The sequence below is a fragment of the Deltaproteobacteria bacterium genome, assembly GCA_009930495.1.
GTDB lineage: Bacteria > Desulfobacterota > Desulfovibrionia > Desulfovibrionales > Desulfomicrobiaceae > Desulfomicrobium.
Map to the genome: position 1 here is coordinate 1 of RZYB01000423.1, position 1310 is coordinate 1310.

Below are 1310 nucleotides of genomic sequence, written 5' to 3' on the forward strand. Positions count from 1 at the left end.
CCGCGGACACGGAGGCCGCGCAGAAGAAGCTCGACGCGGCGGAGAACCGGCTGTCCGCGTTGCGTGGCGCGAAGGCCGAGATGGTCGTCACCGCCGACGCCTCGAAGGCCGAGCAGGCCATTGATGACGTCGGTGAGGCGGGCACACCCGCGGGGGACGAGGCCGGGCAGGGCCTGTCCAAGGGCATCATCGCCGCCCTGACCGCCATCCCCATCGCCGGGGCCATCGTCGGTATCGGGGCTGCTATCGGGACCGCCCTGTTCAAGGGCATCCAGGATGGCCTCGCGATCGAGGCGCGGGAGGACCTGTTCTCCGCCCGCACCGGGCTGGATGAGGCCACGTCCCGCCGGTTCGGGCGTGCCGCCGGGGAAGCGTACGCGAACGCGTGGGGCGACTCCGTAGAGTCCAATCTCAGCACCGCCCGAACCGCCCTCGAACAGGGGCTCATCGACGCGGACGCCACCGAGGCGGAGATCGAACGTGTCATCGCCTCCCTGTCTGGCATCACGGACATCATGGAGGCGGACATCCCAGAAGCGGCCCGCGCCGCCGGGCAGATGATCAAGGCCGGACTGGCGGACAGCGCCGAGGATGCTTTCGATATCCTCGTGGCCGGGTACCAGAACGGGGCCGACGCCTCTCAGGATTTCCTCGACACCCTCACCGAGTACTCGACCCACTTCCGTGACATGGGCCTCTCCGGTGAGGAGGCCACCGGCCTCCTCATCCAAGGCATGGATGGGGCCGCGTTCAACGCCGACAAGGTGGCGGACGCACTCAAGGAACTGTCCATCAAGGTCAAGGAACTCGACGACACCGCCGGCCCCGCCCTTGAACAGCTGGGGCTCGACGGTGAGGCCATGTCACGGGCATTCTCCGAGGGTGGCCCCCCGGCGCGGGAGGCCCTCGACCAGATTCTCACCGCCCTCAGCAGTGTCGAGGACCCGGCGGAGCGGTCCCGGCTCGCGGTCGAACTGTTCGGCACCCAGGCAGAGGACATGGCTGCCGCCCTGGGCGGGCTGAACCTGTCCACCGCTGTCGATCAGATCGGCGGGGTTGAGGGTGCTGCCGGTGCCGCTGAACGCGCCCTGACCACGATGGCCGACAATGCGGCCACCCAGATCGAGTCCGCGAAACGGAACATCGAACTGGCCGCGGACGGCATCAAGGGCGCCCTCGCCGCCGCCTTCTCCGACGAAATCTCCGGGATGGCCGAGTGGGTGCAGCGGAACCGTGGCCCGATGATCGAGTTCATGCTGGAGGTCATGAACGGGGCCTTCGACATGGCCGGCGGCTTTGTGGAATTCTCC

General features: G+C 68.3%; 1 protein-coding gene. It reads left to right on the forward strand.

Annotation, left to right across the window (positions count from 1 at the left end; translation table 11 throughout):
• Nucleotides 1–1310 (forward strand): hypothetical protein (locus EOL86_15190; GenBank protein NCD26914.1); only part of this gene is annotated, 1310 nt, incomplete at both ends.